Source organism: Polaromonas sp. JS666, from assembly GCF_900103405.1.
Classification (GTDB): Bacteria; Pseudomonadota; Gammaproteobacteria; order Burkholderiales; family Burkholderiaceae_C; genus Polaromonas.
Genome location: NZ_FNHX01000004.1, coordinates 259,299 through 271,706 on the forward strand (window position 1 = coordinate 259,299; position 12,408 = coordinate 271,706).

At 67.6% G+C, this 12,408-nt stretch carries 16 protein-coding genes; 12 read left to right on the plus strand and 4 right to left on the minus strand.

The window, feature by feature from the left end:
* Window positions 1-155 precede the first annotated feature (155 nt).
* The gene (locus BLQ85_RS12205; RefSeq protein ID WP_254806434.1) at window positions 156-410 is read left to right on the plus strand and encodes a 2Fe-2S iron-sulfur cluster-binding protein; all 255 of its coding nucleotides are present in this window, start codon (window positions 156-158) and stop codon (window positions 408-410) included.
* On the opposite strand, the gene BLQ85_RS12210 is transcribed toward BLQ85_RS12205, so the two are convergent.
* Window positions 350-916 carry a GNAT family N-acetyltransferase gene (locus BLQ85_RS12210; protein WP_254806435.1) on the minus strand — a complete coding sequence of 189 codons (567 nt, stop codon included), beginning with the start codon at window positions 914-916 and terminating at the stop codon, window positions 350-352. The two genes, BLQ85_RS12205 and BLQ85_RS12210, sit on opposite strands and share 61 nt — an antisense overlap.
* Before the next feature lie 163 nt (window positions 917-1,079).
* Between BLQ85_RS12210 and BLQ85_RS12215 the strand changes: the two genes are divergently transcribed.
* From BLQ85_RS12215 to BLQ85_RS12230, 4 genes are all read left to right on the plus strand, one after another.
* Window positions 1,080-1,964: a LysR family transcriptional regulator gene (locus BLQ85_RS12215; protein ID WP_074577348.1), complete on the plus strand. Its 885-nt coding sequence runs from the start codon at window positions 1,080-1,082 to the stop codon at window positions 1,962-1,964.
* Window positions 1,965-2,042: 78 nt separating this feature from the next.
* Entirely contained in the window at window positions 2,043-3,143 is a 1,101-nt protein-coding gene (locus BLQ85_RS12220; RefSeq protein ID WP_254806416.1) for a M14 family zinc carboxypeptidase, read from the plus strand.
* Window positions 3,140-3,901, plus strand: a complete 762-nt coding sequence (locus BLQ85_RS12225; RefSeq protein WP_074577351.1) for an alpha/beta fold hydrolase — start codon at window positions 3,140-3,142, stop codon at window positions 3,899-3,901. The genes BLQ85_RS12220 and BLQ85_RS12225 overlap by 4 nt, the downstream gene beginning before the upstream one ends.
* Window positions 3,902-4,027: 126 nt before the next feature.
* Window positions 4,028-4,450, plus strand: a complete 423-nt coding sequence (locus BLQ85_RS12230) for a hypothetical protein (protein ID WP_074577353.1) — start codon at window positions 4,028-4,030, stop codon at window positions 4,448-4,450.
* A 15-nt stretch (window positions 4,451-4,465) separates the two neighbouring features.
* Here the strand turns inward: BLQ85_RS12230 and BLQ85_RS12235 are convergent, their stop codons facing one another.
* The gene (locus BLQ85_RS12235; RefSeq protein ID WP_074577356.1) at window positions 4,466-5,920 is read right to left on the minus strand and encodes an aminotransferase-like domain-containing protein; all 1,455 of its coding nucleotides are present in this window, start codon (window positions 5,918-5,920) and stop codon (window positions 4,466-4,468) included.
* A 143-nt stretch (window positions 5,921-6,063) separates the two neighbouring features.
* Here BLQ85_RS12235 and BLQ85_RS12240 point away from each other — a divergent pair, with 143 nt between their 5' ends.
* The 4 genes from BLQ85_RS12240 to BLQ85_RS12250 are packed head-to-tail and all read left to right on the plus strand — an operon-like array spanning window position 6,064 to window position 8,953.
* Window positions 6,064-6,834 (plus strand): c-type cytochrome, encoded by a 771-nt coding sequence (locus BLQ85_RS12240; RefSeq protein ID WP_074577755.1) that lies wholly within the window; start codon window positions 6,064-6,066, stop codon window positions 6,832-6,834.
* On the plus strand, window positions 6,831-8,117 hold the full coding sequence (locus tag BLQ85_RS12245) for a c-type cytochrome (RefSeq protein ID WP_074577359.1): 1,287 nt from the start codon (window positions 6,831-6,833) through the stop codon (window positions 8,115-8,117). The genes BLQ85_RS12240 and BLQ85_RS12245 overlap by 4 nt, the downstream gene beginning before the upstream one ends.
* Window positions 8,118-8,130: 13 nt before the next feature.
* A complete protein-coding gene (locus BLQ85_RS24250) occupies window positions 8,131-8,541 on the plus strand; it encodes a hypothetical protein (RefSeq protein WP_139200959.1) in 411 nt (136 codons plus the stop codon).
* A 19-nt stretch (window positions 8,542-8,560) separates the two neighbouring features.
* Window positions 8,561-8,953 (plus strand): hypothetical protein, encoded by a 393-nt coding sequence (locus BLQ85_RS12250; RefSeq protein WP_074577361.1) that lies wholly within the window; start codon window positions 8,561-8,563, stop codon window positions 8,951-8,953.
* Between the two features lie 5 nt (window positions 8,954-8,958).
* Here the strand turns inward: BLQ85_RS12250 and BLQ85_RS12255 are convergent, their stop codons facing one another.
* The gene (locus tag BLQ85_RS12255) at window positions 8,959-10,206 is read right to left on the minus strand and encodes an MFS transporter (RefSeq protein WP_175456106.1); all 1,248 of its coding nucleotides are present in this window, start codon (window positions 10,204-10,206) and stop codon (window positions 8,959-8,961) included.
* 126 nt (window positions 10,207-10,332) lie between these two features.
* Between BLQ85_RS12255 and BLQ85_RS12260 the strand changes: the two genes are divergently transcribed.
* The 3 genes from BLQ85_RS12260 to BLQ85_RS12265 are packed head-to-tail and all read left to right on the plus strand — an operon-like array spanning window position 10,333 to window position 12,158.
* Window positions 10,333-11,655, plus strand: a complete 1,323-nt coding sequence (locus BLQ85_RS12260; protein ID WP_074577363.1) for an NAD(P)/FAD-dependent oxidoreductase — start codon at window positions 10,333-10,335, stop codon at window positions 11,653-11,655.
* A 41-nt stretch (window positions 11,656-11,696) separates the two neighbouring features.
* Complete coding sequence (locus BLQ85_RS24595) at window positions 11,697-11,840, plus strand: hypothetical protein (RefSeq protein ID WP_175456107.1); 144 nt, start codon at window positions 11,697-11,699, stop codon at window positions 11,838-11,840.
* 3 nt (window positions 11,841-11,843) lie between these two features.
* On the plus strand, window positions 11,844-12,158 hold the full coding sequence (locus BLQ85_RS12265) for a VF530 family protein (RefSeq protein WP_074577366.1): 315 nt from the start codon (window positions 11,844-11,846) through the stop codon (window positions 12,156-12,158).
* Between the two features lie 13 nt (window positions 12,159-12,171).
* Here the strand turns inward: BLQ85_RS12265 and atpE are convergent, their stop codons facing one another.
* The gene (atpE, locus tag BLQ85_RS12270) at window positions 12,172-12,408 is read right to left on the minus strand and encodes a F0F1 ATP synthase subunit C (RefSeq protein ID WP_007868318.1); all 237 of its coding nucleotides are present in this window, start codon (window positions 12,406-12,408) and stop codon (window positions 12,172-12,174) included.

Genomic DNA, 12,408 nt, shown 5'->3' on the forward strand with positions numbered 1-12,408 from the left:
CGGCCCGTGCCGCCCCTCCCGGCAGGCCTCAGGCCGCTTCTAGGGTAAATTCAGCGCTCATTCCGCGCTTTTCCGCCCGTTTTCACACCCAGGTTTCATCCCCCATGCCCACCAGCGGCCCAAAAGAAGAACAAAACCGGATATTCAGCGCACGCATGGCGCCGGACGGCCCTGTGTTTGATGCACCGGCCATGCTGCCGCTGCTGGAAGCCGCCGAGCTGGCGGGGCTGGCGCCGGCGAGTTCCTGCCGCAACGGCACCTGCCGCACCTGCATACGCCGGCTGGCCGGCGGCAGCGTGCACTACCGCATCGAATGGCCGGGCCTGAGCGCCGAGGAAAAAAAAGCGGGCTACATCCTGCCCTGCGTGGCGTACCCGCTGTCGGACGTGGTGATCGCGCCGGCCGACTGAAGCGCCTGGGGCGGCGGCAGGCCGCCAGGCGAAGCCGCGCCGTCGCCCAGCGCGCGCTGCATCAGCACCGTGTCCACCCACTGGCCGAACTTGTAGCCCACGCAGCCCAGCGTGCCGACACGGACAAAACCCTGCGCCTCATGCACCCGCAGCGAGCCGGTGTTGGCGCTGTTGCCGACCACGGCCACCATCTGCCGGAAACCGCGCTCTTCACACTCGCGGATCAGTTCGCGCAGCAAGGCGCTGCCGACGCCGGCCTGGCGCATGCCGGGTGCGACATAAATCGAGTCCTCCACCGTGTGCCGGTAGGCCGGCCGGGAACGGTAAGCGCTGCCATAGGCATAACCCACGACCTCGCCGTCCCGCTGCGCCACCAGGTAGGGATAGCCGCCGCGCAGGATGTCGGCGCGGCGCGCCCGCATCTGCGCCACCCCGGGCGGCTCGAGTTCGAAGGTCGCCAGATTGGTCGCCACATAGTGGGCGTAGATGGCCTGGATCGCCGCCATGTCGCTGTCGGCGCAGGGGCGGATGGACAGCGCGCCGGCCGCGGGACTGGCGGAGGGCGCAAGAAGGGTTTGTGAAGAAAGATGCTGCATGCCGCCATGGTTGCGCAAGGCCCAGCATAAGTAAATATGTGGAAACTTATGGTTTTCATTAGAATTTCTTTGCATGCTCAACCTCGACCACCTGCGTACCTACGCGCTCATCATCGAAACCGGCAGCTTTTCGGGCGCGGCCGAAAGGCTGGGCCTGTCTCAGCCGGCCATCAGCCTGCAGGTCCGCCAGCTGGAGCAGCGGCTGGGCGTGCGCCTGGTCGAGCGGGTGGCGCGCCGGGCCGCGCCCACGCCCGCGGGGCTGGACCTGCTGGCGCAGATCCGGCACGTGGATTCGGCGGTGGAAGGCGTGATGACGGCCATGGCCGCGCATTCGGCCGACGTCACCGGCCGCGTGACGCTGGGCACCGGCGCGACAGCCTGCCTCTACCTGCTGCCGCACATCCTGCGCTCCCTGAGGGTGCGTTTCCCCAATCTCAGCGTGCTGGTCAGCACCGGCAATACCGCCGACTTCGTCAAGGCGGTGGAAGGCAACACCATGGACATGGCGCTGGTGACCCTGCCCGTCAAGCGCCGCGCGCTGGTCACCACGCCGATGCTGAACGACGAGTTTGTGGCAGTCATTCCCCGGCGCGAGACGGGCTTGCCCGCCAGGATCACGCCGGCCTTCCTCGCCAGACGTGAGCTGGTGCTGTTCGAGCCGGCGGCCAACACCCGCGTGATCATCGACCAGTGGTTTCGCGATGCCGGCCATGCGCCCAAACCCGTGATGGAACTGGGCAGCGTGGAGGCCATCAAGGAGATGGTGGCCGCCGGCCTGGGCTGCAGCATCCTGCCGGCCATGGCCGTGACCGGCCCGGGCCAGCATCCCGAACTGGCCGTGCACCCCTTGTACCCGCGGCTGCAAAGAACGCTGGCGCTGGTCATGCGCGGCGACAAGCCGGTTAACAAGGCCATGCGCCAGGTGATTTCCGCGATCGAGCAGCGAACCGGAAACTGAAGGGGCCGGAGGCATTCGATACAAAAATCCCGGCCGGCATGTAGCGCGCCGTCAAACAACTGTGCCAGCATGTCAGGGATGGAAATCCCGCCGCCGACCGCCGCCGAGCAAAGTCCCCGCAGCCTGCACAGCCCCTACAGCCTGACGCCGGCACGCGACGCGGCCGCGAGTTTCGCGGAGCTCGAAGAGCTCAAGGCCATCCTGCTGGCGGGCAGCGCCCACTTCGAGGTGGCCGTGGTGGCCGAGGCGCACACGGCCGGGCCCTCGTTTCCGCTTTACACGGCCAGCATAGGCTCGGCCGACCCGCGGGCGCCGGCCGTCGGTTTTTTCGGCGGCATCCACGGGTTGGAGCGCATAGGCACGCAGCTGATCCTGCACTACCTGCGCGCGCTGCTGTTTCGCCTGGAGTGGGACGAGCTGCTGCACCGCCAGCTCGAAAAAATCCGGCTGGTCTTCATGCCCATCGTGAACCCGGGCGGCATGTGGGCGCACAAGCGCGCCAACCCGCAGGGCGTGGACCTGATGCGCAACGCGCCGCAGCGCGCTGAAAGCCAAGTGCCTTTCCTCGCGGGCGGGCAGACCATCAGCCCCCTGCTGCCCTGGTACTGCGGCCGGCCCGGCGCGCCCATGGAGGCCGAAAGCGCGGCCTTGCTGCGGGTGGTGGGCGAGCAGCTAGCCAGCCGCCCCTTCAGCCTGGCGCTGGACTGCCATTCAGGCTACGGTTTTGATGACAGCCTGTGGTTTCCCTATGCCAAGACGCGCCGGCTGATGGCGCACCTGCCCGAGATGTTCGCGCTGCGGACCATGCTGGAGCAATCGCACCCGCACCACGCCTACAGCTTCGAGCCGCAGAGCAACCAGTACCTGCTGCACGGCGACCTTTGGGACCATGCCTACGACCACGCGCCGCCGCGCCATGTGTTCCTGCCGATGACGCTGGAGCTGGGCTCCTGGCTGTGGATACGCAAGAACCCGCGCCAGCTGTTTTCGCGGCACGGCATCTTCAACCCCATGAAGGCGCACCGCACCAAGCGCGTGCTGCGCCGCCATGCGGACTTGCTGGACTTTCTCACGCGCGCCGCCTTTGCCGCACCGAACTGGCTGCCCTCGGACGAGCGGCGCGCGCAGCTCGCGCGGCTGGCCACGGTGCACTGGCGGCCCAGGCGGGTGCTCGCATGAGCTGGGTGCTGCTCAGGGGCCTGACCCGCGAGGCGCGGCATTGGGGCGACTTCCCGGAGCGGCTGGCGCGCGCCTTGCCGGGCTCGGCCAGCGCCGCCACCCGCGTGCTGGCGCTGGACTTGCCGGGCAACGGCGTGTATTGCCGCGAAGCCTCGCCGGCCACGGTGGGCGCCATGGCCGACTTCGCGCGCGCGCAGCTGCTGGCCCGCGGGCTTGTACCGCCCTACAGCCTGGTGGCGATGTCGCTGGGCGCCATGGTGGCCGCCGAGTGGGCGCAGCGTTATCCGCAAGAAATCGAGCGGCTGGTGCCGATCAACACCAGTATGCGGCCGCTGGGCCGCGCGAGCGAACGCCTGCGCCCCGGCAACTGGCTGGCGCTGGCGCTGGTGGCCGCGCGCTGGGGCGACGCGGACCATGCCGAGCGCGTGATCCACCGCATCACCTGCAACCGCGCGGCCACGCTGGAACAGGACATCGACGCGTGGACCCGCATCCGCCAGGACGCACCCGTGAGCATCGCCAATGCCTGGCGCCAGCTCAAGGCCGCGGCCGCCTTCAGCATGGCCGCGCCGCCGGCCTGCCCGGCCCTGGTGCTGTCGTCGGCGGCCGACCACCTAGTGCACCCGCGCTGCTCGGCCCGGCTGGCCCAGGCCTGGCAGGTCGCCCACCACGAGCACCCCTGGGCCGGCCACGACCTGCCGCATGACGATGCGGACTGGGTCTGCAGGCGCATTGCCGGCTGGGTCGATGGCGGCTGAACCGGCGCCCTTTACATCCGGCTGTCAACGCTTTCCTTGGCATAAAACCGGGTTTTGCCGGCCCGGGCCGGCGCGGCCAGGCGACTCGGGCAGAATATTGCCTTGTCTATACAAGACACGCCGTCCATGAAGACTCCCTTCCCTCCCTCCCCTCCCGATCTCCAGCCCGCCGGCCCGCAGCCAGGCGACGGCGGCCAGGCCGCTGCAGCGCCGGCGCGCAACAAGCGCCTTTGGGTCCTGGCGCTGGGCACGGCAGCGCTCTGGAACCTGGACCCGGCCTTTGGTGAAATGGCCGAGATGATTGGCATGATCGCCTGCGCCGGCAACAAGACCCTGGCCAAGGACGCCATCGCCCAGATGCGCGGCAAGGCCGACAGCCTGCGCGCGCAGATCCCGCCCCTGCCCGCCAGCGCCCTGACCAAGGTGGTGCGGCGCGCCGAAGCCGCCTGCGGCGCGGTGCTCGACAAGGGCGTGCGCGTCAAGGAAGTGCAAGCCAGCTGGGACCATTTTGTGGCCTGCATGCGTGCCCTGCCGGACAAGCACCGCTAGGCAAGCCGCCAACCCTCAGTTCGCAGCCTGTGCGTAGGGGCTCTGCCGCCGCGCCAGCATTCCCAGGCCTTGCATGGCCGCCTCAAACCGCTCGCTCCATGGATGGCCGTAATTAAGCCGCAGGCAGTGCCGGAAATTGCGCCGCGCTGAAAACACCGGGCCCGGCGCCACGCCTATGCCCAGCTCCAGCGCCGCCTGGTGCAGGGCCAGCGCGTCAAAGCCCTCGGCGAATTCCACCCACACAAAATAGCCGCCCGCGGGGCGCGAGACACGCACGTCCGCCGGGAAATGGCGGGCGATGGCAGCCAGCAGGCTGGAGAGCTGTGACTCCATCGCATGCCGCAGCTTGCGCAGGTGTTTGTCGTAGCCGCCGTGCTGCAGGTAGTCGGCGATCGCCAGCTGCGCGGGCAGGCTGGCCGACAGCGTGGTCATCAGCCTGAGCCGCTCTATCTGCTGGCCGAAGCGCCCCGGCGACACCCAGCCCACGCGGTAGCCGGGCGCCAGCGTCTTGCTGAAAGAGCCGCAGTGCATCACCAGGCCCTTGCGGTCAAAGGCCTTGGCCGGCAGCAAGCCGCGGTGGCCGAAATACAGCTCGGCGTACACGTCGTCCTCGATCAGCGGAATGTCGCGCGCGGCCAGCAGCGCGACCAGCGCCTTTTTTTTCTCCAGCGAGAGGCTGGCGCCCGTGGGGTTCTGGAACGAAGTCATGAACCAGCAGGCCTTGACCGGGTGGCGCTGCAGCGCGTCGGCCAGCGCCGCCAGGTCCAGGCCGTCCTGCGGATGCACCGGAATTTCCAGCGCTTTCATCTTGAGCCGCTCCAGCGCCTGCAGGCTGGCATAAAACCCCGGCGACTCGACCGCGACCAGGTCGCCGGGCTGGGCCACAGCCGTCAGGCACAGGTTCAGCGCCTCCAGCGCGCCATGCGTGACGATGAGCTCTTCGGCCGGCTGCGCCAGCCCCAGGCCCAGGTAGCGCAGCGCGATCTGCCGGCGCAGGCCCTCGTCGCCGCGCGGCAGGCTGGCCACGGTGTCCGGCCCCTGGATAAAACGCGCGCTGCGGGCCAACGACTTGCCCAGCCGCTGCAGCGGGAATAGCCCAGGCGCGGGAAACGCCGAGCCCAGGGGAACGATGGCCGGGTCCTGCGCCGCGCCCAGCACGGCAAACACCAGTTCGCTGACGTCCGGCCGGGGCGCCACGCGGGCCGCCTTGCCGACCTTGCCGTCGGCTGTGCCGCGCGCCGGCGCGGCGAGCTGCTGCATGGCCGAAGCCGTCACGTAATAGCCCGAGCGCGGCTGCGCGCGCACCAGGCCTTTTTCTTCCAGCCGGTAATAGGCCTTAAAAGCGGTGGAGGCGCTCAGGCCGTGCTGCGCGGTGATGCTGCGTATCGAGGGCAGGCGCGTGCCCGGAGCCAGGCGCCCGCTGCGGATGTCGGTCGCCAGCAGTTCGACCAGTTGTTCGTAGCGTTTCATAAAGTGTGTAGGGGGTGCGCCCGGCTTGGGTCCGGCCAGCACCCAATCTGATATTGCAATTTTCCGCCGTTTTTCATCTGATACGCTTTTTTCGTTGGCAACTGATGCTTACGCGGCCGGCCCATGTGGGGCATGATCCCTCCATGCATGAGACCTGTTCTGGATATTCCTGGCTGCGCGCGCTGGCCCGGCATGCGCTGCCGGCCGCCCTGGCCTGGGCGGCGGCTGGCGCCGCCGTCGCGGCGCCGCCTCCCTTTGAAGACAGCATCGCCCAGCGCGCCATGGCCTGCACCGCCTGCCATGGGCCTCAGGGCCGGGCCGCGCCCGACGGCTACTACCCGCGCCTGGCCGGCAAGCCAGCCGGCTACCTCTACAACCAGTTGCTCAATTTCCGCGACGGGCGCCGCCACTACGGGCTCATGACGCAGCTGATCGAACCGCTGAGCGACGCCTACCTGATGGAAATCGCCACCTACTTCTCGCAGCTCGAAGTGCCCTACCCGGCGCCCCTGCCCGCCGCCGCCGCGCCCGAGGTGTTGCGCCACGGCCGCCAGCTCGTGCTGGAGGGCGATGCCGCGCGCCAGCTGCCGGCCTGTGTGCAATGCCACGGCCAGGCCATGACCGGCGTGGCGCCCGGCATCCCTGGACTGCTGGGCCTGCCGCGCGACTACCTCAATGCACAGCTGGGCGCCTGGAAGGCCGGCCAGCGCCGCGCGCACGCGCCCGACTGCATGAAGGAAGTGGTGGCGCGCCTGACCCTGGAAGACATCAATGCCGTGGCCAGCTGGGCGGCCGCGCAGCCCCTGCCCGCCAGCACCAAGCCGGCCAGCAGCCTGCCGCCTCTGCCATCGGGCGCAAGCGCCATCACCTGCGGCAGCGCGACCCCGCCTGCGTCCACAAAGGCGCAGAAATGAAGAAGACCCTGAAATTCCTTCTCGCGCTGGTGGTGCTCGCCGTCGGCGCCACCGCCCTCGTGTGGGCCCTTAACGTGCGCGACGAAGTCGACGTGAAAGCGCCGGTGGCCAACGCCGCGCCCAGCGACGGGCTGATCGCGCGCGGCGCCTACCTGGCGCGGGCCGGCAACTGCCAGACCTGCCACACCGCCCAGGGCGGCCAGGCCTTTGCGGGCGGGCGCGGCATCGCCACGCCCTTTGGCACCGTCTTCACCTCCAACCTCACACCCGACGACAAGACCGGCCTGGGCGGCTGGTCGGCCGCCCATTTCTGGCGCGCCATGCACAACGGCCGCTCCAAAGACGGCCGGCTGCTCTATCCGGCCTTTCCCTATACCAGCTACACCCAGGTCACGCGCGAGGACTCGGACGCGCTGTATGCCTACCTGCGCAGCCTGCCCCCGGTGGCGGCGCCCAACCTGCCGCACGCGCTGCGTTTTCCCTACCAGTCGCAGGCCGCGCTGGCGGTGTGGCGCGCACTGTTCTTCAGCCCCGGCGTGTATGAACCCGACAGCGCGCGCAGCGCCGAGTGGAACCGCGGCGCCTACCTGGTCAAGGGCCTGGGCCACTGCGCGGCCTGCCACACGGCGCGCAATGCGCTGGGCGGCAGCGACCAGGGCCTGGACCTGGCCGGCGGCCTGATCCCCATGCAGAACTGGTACGCGCCCTCGCTGGCCTCGCCCTATGAGGCGGGCGTGGGCGACTGGGACAAACAGCACATCGTGAGCCTCTTGAAAACCGGCGTGTCGCCGCGCGCCTCGGTCACAGGCCCCATGGCCGAAGTCGTGCAACGCAGCACCCAGTATTTAAGCGACGCCGACCTGGGTGCGATGGCGCAGTTCCTCAAAGAATTGCCTCCTTCGCACACGGCGCCCCCCGAGCCGGCCGCCATCAAGACGCAGGGCGAGTCGGTGGAGCGCGCCGCCAAGCTCTACGAACAGCACTGCGCCCAGTGCCACGGCGCCAAGGGCGAAGGCATCGCCAATGCCTACCCGGCACTCGCAGGCAACCGCGCCGTCACCATGGGCCAGGCCTCCAACCTGGTGCAGATCGTGCTCAACGGCGGCTACGCCCCGGCCACCGAGGGCAACCCGCGGCCCTTCGGCATGCCGCCTTTTGTGCTGGTGCTCAATGACGCCGACATGGGGCTGGTGCTCACGCACATACGCCAGTCCTGGGGCAACCGGGCCAGCGAGATCACGCCGCTGGAGGTGAACCGCATACGGGCGAGTACGGGACGATAAGCGAGCTACTTCCATGGCTCGCATTGAAAACAGCAAGAACGAACGACAAAACGGTTTCGCCAGTGACTGCGGTCATGTGAATACACTTACCGCGCCAGGAAAATACACGCACACAAACGAGGGAACCATGAGCTATTGGAGAACAGTCTTTATCGACAGGCGTGAGGGTCTCATCACACTCATAGGCAGTCTGATCTACCTTGCAGTTTGGACTGCCCACACCTACAAACCGGCTCTTTCACCGGTACCACCGTTCTACGGAATGCTGAGCCTGTACATCGCAATTGCTCTTGGGCTCGTATACGCCCAAATGGGAGGATTCAATCGGAAGAAGTTTGAGTCCGGGTTGTTCAACACGGTAATGCTGGTCTTGGTCATGCTGGTGCCTTTTGGCGTGGCTATTCAGTCAGCACTACGCCGATGAAGAAAAGGCGAGCACGCCTATGCCCAATTCAGTCAGCACACCGGCGAAGTTCACACTCACCCTAAGTGCGGCCGGCGTGCTGCTGCACGTGTACACCGCCGTCTTTCGGGCCGATGGCGGATTGAGCTGGTTTCTCCTCGGCCTGGTGCTGCTGTCCTGCCTTCCCTACGGGATAGCCGCCGCTCTCACGCGCGCTCGCCGCGCCCACCTGCTCGCCCTCGGCTGGGCCATCGCATCGCTGCTTGCCGACCTCTATATGCACTACTCTGTCTTCGTGGCGCCAAAAGGGTCAACCGCGGCTTTGGGGCTTTTGTTCATGCCGATCTGGAACCTTCTTGTGATCGGTCCCGCGGGTGCGGTAGCGGTATGGGGCTGCCACCGTTTGTTTGCAGCCGGGCGCCGCACGGCCTGAGGGCCTCAAGAATCGGGCGCCGGCGTGACCATCTTGTCGCGGCGGGACAAGGAAGGAAACATTTTGAACCATGCCGCCGCCACCAGCAGCGTGCCTACGCCGCCGGCCACCACCGAGCCCACAGGCCCCAGCAGCGCGGCCGTAGCGCCCGATTCAAACTCGCCGAGCTGGTTGGAAGCGCCTATGAACACCGAATTGACGGCACTGACGCGGCCGCGCATCTCGTTGGGCGTCTCGATCTGCACCAAGGTCTGGCGCACCACCACGCTGACCATGTCGGCACCACCCGAGACGGCCAGCACCAGCAGCGACAGCACAAAGCTGGTCGACAGGCCGAACACTACCATGCAGATACCGTAAACCGCCACCGCCGACAGCATGGTCGGCCCGACGCGGCGCTCCAGCGGCCAGCGCGTGAGCAACGCCGACATCAGCAAGGCGCCCGCGGCGGGCGCGCCGCGCAGCAGGCCCAGGCCCCAGGGGCCGACGTGCAGGATGTCCTTGGCGAACATGGGCAGCAGCGCGGTGGCGCCGCCCAGCAGCACGGCAAACAGGTCCAGCGAGACGGCGCCCAGCAGGGCCTTGCGCTGCCAGACGAACTCCACGCCGGCCAGCAACGTGCGCAAGGTCACCGGCTCGCGCGGCGGCGGGGCGTGGTCGTAACGCAGCACGGCGATCAGGCCGCAGCCGGTGGCGAACAGGAAGGCGCAGGTGGCATACACCGCCGTGGCGCCGGCCACAAAAATCACGCCGCCCAGCGCCGGCCCGCCTATGATCGCCGCCTGCATGCCGGCCGAGCTGAAGGCCATGGCGCGCGGCAGCATGGCGGGCGGCACCAGCACCGGGGTCAGCGCCTGCTGCGCCGGCATCTGGAAGGCACGGGCCACACCCAGCAGGACAGACACCGCGAGCAGCAATTCGCGCGAAGCCCAGGCATGAGTCGCGCCCCAGCCTTGCGTGGCGGCGACCAGGATCATCGCCACCGTGGCCTGCGTGACCAGGCAGCCGGCAATGATGCGGCCACGGTGCACCCTGTCCGCCACATGCCCGGCCACCAGCGTGAGCAGCAGCGCCGGCATGAACTGGTACAGGCCCACCAGGCCCAGGTCCCAGGCGCTGCCGGTCAGCTCGTACATCTGCCAGCCCACGGCCACCATCAGCATCTGGTTGCCCGTGGTGCCGAAAATCCGCGCGAACCACATGCGCATGTAAGCGCGCTGGCGGGTCAGTTCTTTAAACGTGTGTGTCGTCATGCGGGCGTGAAGCTTAACAGCGCCGCGTGAAGGCAGTGCCCCAGGGGATATTGCCGCCGTCCAGGGGCGCCCCCGTCGCCAGTTAACATGGCGACATAACTACAGAGCAACACCCCAGGAGGTTTTATGCATCGCATCGTCATCGTTGGAGGGGGCGCCGGAGGGCTGGCGCTGGCTACGCAGCTGGGCAAGCGCCTGGGCAAAAAAGGCCTGGCCGAAATCACCCTGGTCGACGCCGCCCGCACCCATGTCTGGAAGCCACTGCTGCACCAACTGGCCGCCGGCAGCTTCGACACGCACGCCGAGGAAATCGAATACCTGGCGCAGGCGCGCTGGAACCACTTCAAGTTCCGCCTGGGCAGCCTTACCGGCGTGGACCGGCAGAACAAGACGGTGCAGTTGGCCGCCAGCCACGACGAGGCCGGCCGCGAGATCACGCCGGCCCAGCAGCTGGCCTATGACACCCTGGTGATCGCCGTGGGCAGCCAGACCAATGATTTCGGCACGCCCGGCGCGGCCGAGCACACCATCAAGCTGGACAGCCCGCAGGCCGCCAAGCGCTTTAACGACAGGCTGATCAACGCCTGCCTGCGCGCCCAGACCGTGCCGCGCGTGGCCGGCAGCGGGCGCCTGACGGTGGCCATTGTCGGCGGCGGGGCCACCGGCGTCGAGCTGGCCGCCGAGCTGCATGCCGCGGCGCGCGTGCTGGCCAACTACGGCTTCGACCACATCCACCCCGAAAAAGACCTGCAGATCGTGCTGGTGGAAGCCGCGCCGCGCCTCTTGGCCCAGTTGCCCGAGCGCCTCAGCGAATCGGCCATGCGCGAGCTGCGCAAGCTGGCCATCGAGGTGCACACCAATGAAAAAGTCATCGAGGTCACCGCCGACAGCCTGAAGATGGCCAGCGGCAAGGTGGTGCCCGCCAGCATCACGGTGTGGGCCGCCGGCGTGAAGGCGGCGGACTTTTTGCGCAGCCTGGGCGGCACGCCCGAAGGCGGCCAGGCGCTGGAGACCAGCAAGCTCAACCAGCTGATGGTCAACGGCAACCTGCAAACCACGCGCGACGCAAGCATTTACGCTTTTGGCGACTGCGCCGCCTGCCAGCAGCCCGACGGCACCTGGGTGCCGCCGCGCGCGCAGGCCGCCTACCAGCAGGCCATGTACCTGGCGCGCTCGCTGCAAGACCTGATCGCCGGCAAGCCGGTCGCGCCCTTTGTGTTCAAGGACCAGGGCTCGCTGGTGTCGCTGTCCGAGTACTCCTCGGTCGGCAGCCTGATGGGCAGCCTGACCAAGGGCAGCTTTTTCATCGAAGGCCAGCTGGCCAAGTTCATGTACTGGGGCCTGCACAAGCAGCACCAGCTGGCCCTGGGCGGCTTCAAGAAAACGGCCTTGATCACGCTGTCTGAAATGCTGGACCGCACCCACCGTCCCCGCATCAAGTTGCACTGATAATCACAGCATCCCCTCTTATCAACCTGACGGAGAAAACCATGGCAAAAGGACAGCAAAACAACAACAAGATGGTCAAAAAGCCCAAGAAGGACAGCTCGCCGCCCAAGCCGGTCTCGCCCGACGCGGTGCGCCCGACCATCGTCACGCAGGTGATCCCGCGCGGCAAGATCAAGGACAAATAAGCCGTGGCAGCCGGCACCGGCGACCTGCCTGCAAAGGCCCCGGCGGCTACCCAGCAGCCGGGCAATCCGCTGCATGGCGTGACGCTGGAGGCTATCGTCACCGAGCTTTCAGGCCACTACGGCTGGGAAGAGCTGGGGCGGCGCATCAACATACGCTGCTTCACCAGCGATCCCAGCGTGGCCTCCAGCCTTAAGTTCCTGCGCAAGACACCCTGGGCGCGCGAGAAGGTCGAAAGCCTTTACCTCTTCATGCTGCGGGAAGCCAAACGCAGCGGCCCCACGGTTCATAACTTTCCGCCGCCCAAGCCCAAGGGCTGATCCGAGCGTGGTCCTAAAGCGGGTTGGCGAACAAAAGCATCATGGCGATGCCTACCCCGATCAGGAAGTTGGCATCTATCAGGCCAGCCAGCAAAAACATCTTGACCTGCAGCGGCTCCATCATCTCGGGCTGGCGCACGGCGCCTTCCAGGAAGCGCCCGCCCATCGCGCCTATGCCCAGGCAAGCGCCTATGGCACCCAGTCCTATGATCAATCCACATGCAATGGCAATGGCACCTGCGTCTGTCAT

Bases quoted from the DNA above. Each gene is read 5' to 3' on its own strand.
- BLQ85_RS12205 (WP_254806434.1), top strand. From the start codon at position 156: ATGGCGCCGGACGGCCCTGTGTTTGATGCACCGGCCATGCTGCCGCTG.
- BLQ85_RS12210 (WP_254806435.1), bottom strand. From the start codon at position 916: ATGGCGGCGATCCAGGCCATCTACGCCCACTATGTGGCGACCAATCTG.
- BLQ85_RS12215 (WP_074577348.1), top strand. From the start codon at position 1,080: ATGCTCAACCTCGACCACCTGCGTACCTACGCGCTCATCATCGAAACC.
- BLQ85_RS12220 (WP_254806416.1), top strand. From the start codon at position 2,043: ATGGAAATCCCGCCGCCGACCGCCGCCGAGCAAAGTCCCCGCAGCCTG.
- BLQ85_RS12225 (WP_074577351.1), top strand. From the start codon at position 3,140: ATGAGCTGGGTGCTGCTCAGGGGCCTGACCCGCGAGGCGCGGCATTGG.
- BLQ85_RS12230 (WP_074577353.1), top strand. From the start codon at position 4,028: ATGAAGACTCCCTTCCCTCCCTCCCCTCCCGATCTCCAGCCCGCCGGC.
- BLQ85_RS12235 (WP_074577356.1), bottom strand. From the start codon at position 5,920: ATGAAACGCTACGAACAACTGGTCGAACTGCTGGCGACCGACATCCGC.
- BLQ85_RS12240 (WP_074577755.1), top strand. From the start codon at position 6,064: ATGCATGAGACCTGTTCTGGATATTCCTGGCTGCGCGCGCTGGCCCGG.
- BLQ85_RS12245 (WP_074577359.1), top strand. From the start codon at position 6,831: ATGAAGAAGACCCTGAAATTCCTTCTCGCGCTGGTGGTGCTCGCCGTC.
- BLQ85_RS24250 (WP_139200959.1), top strand. From the start codon at position 8,131: ATGGCTCGCATTGAAAACAGCAAGAACGAACGACAAAACGGTTTCGCC.
- BLQ85_RS12250 (WP_074577361.1), top strand. From the start codon at position 8,561: ATGCCCAATTCAGTCAGCACACCGGCGAAGTTCACACTCACCCTAAGT.
- BLQ85_RS12255 (WP_175456106.1), bottom strand. From the start codon at position 10,206: ATGACGACACACACGTTTAAAGAACTGACCCGCCAGCGCGCTTACATG.
- BLQ85_RS12260 (WP_074577363.1), top strand. From the start codon at position 10,333: ATGCATCGCATCGTCATCGTTGGAGGGGGCGCCGGAGGGCTGGCGCTG.
- BLQ85_RS24595 (WP_175456107.1), top strand. From the start codon at position 11,697: ATGGCAAAAGGACAGCAAAACAACAACAAGATGGTCAAAAAGCCCAAG.
- atpE (WP_007868318.1), bottom strand. From the start codon at position 12,408: ATGACAGACGCAGGTGCCATTGCCATTGCATGTGGATTGATCATAGGA.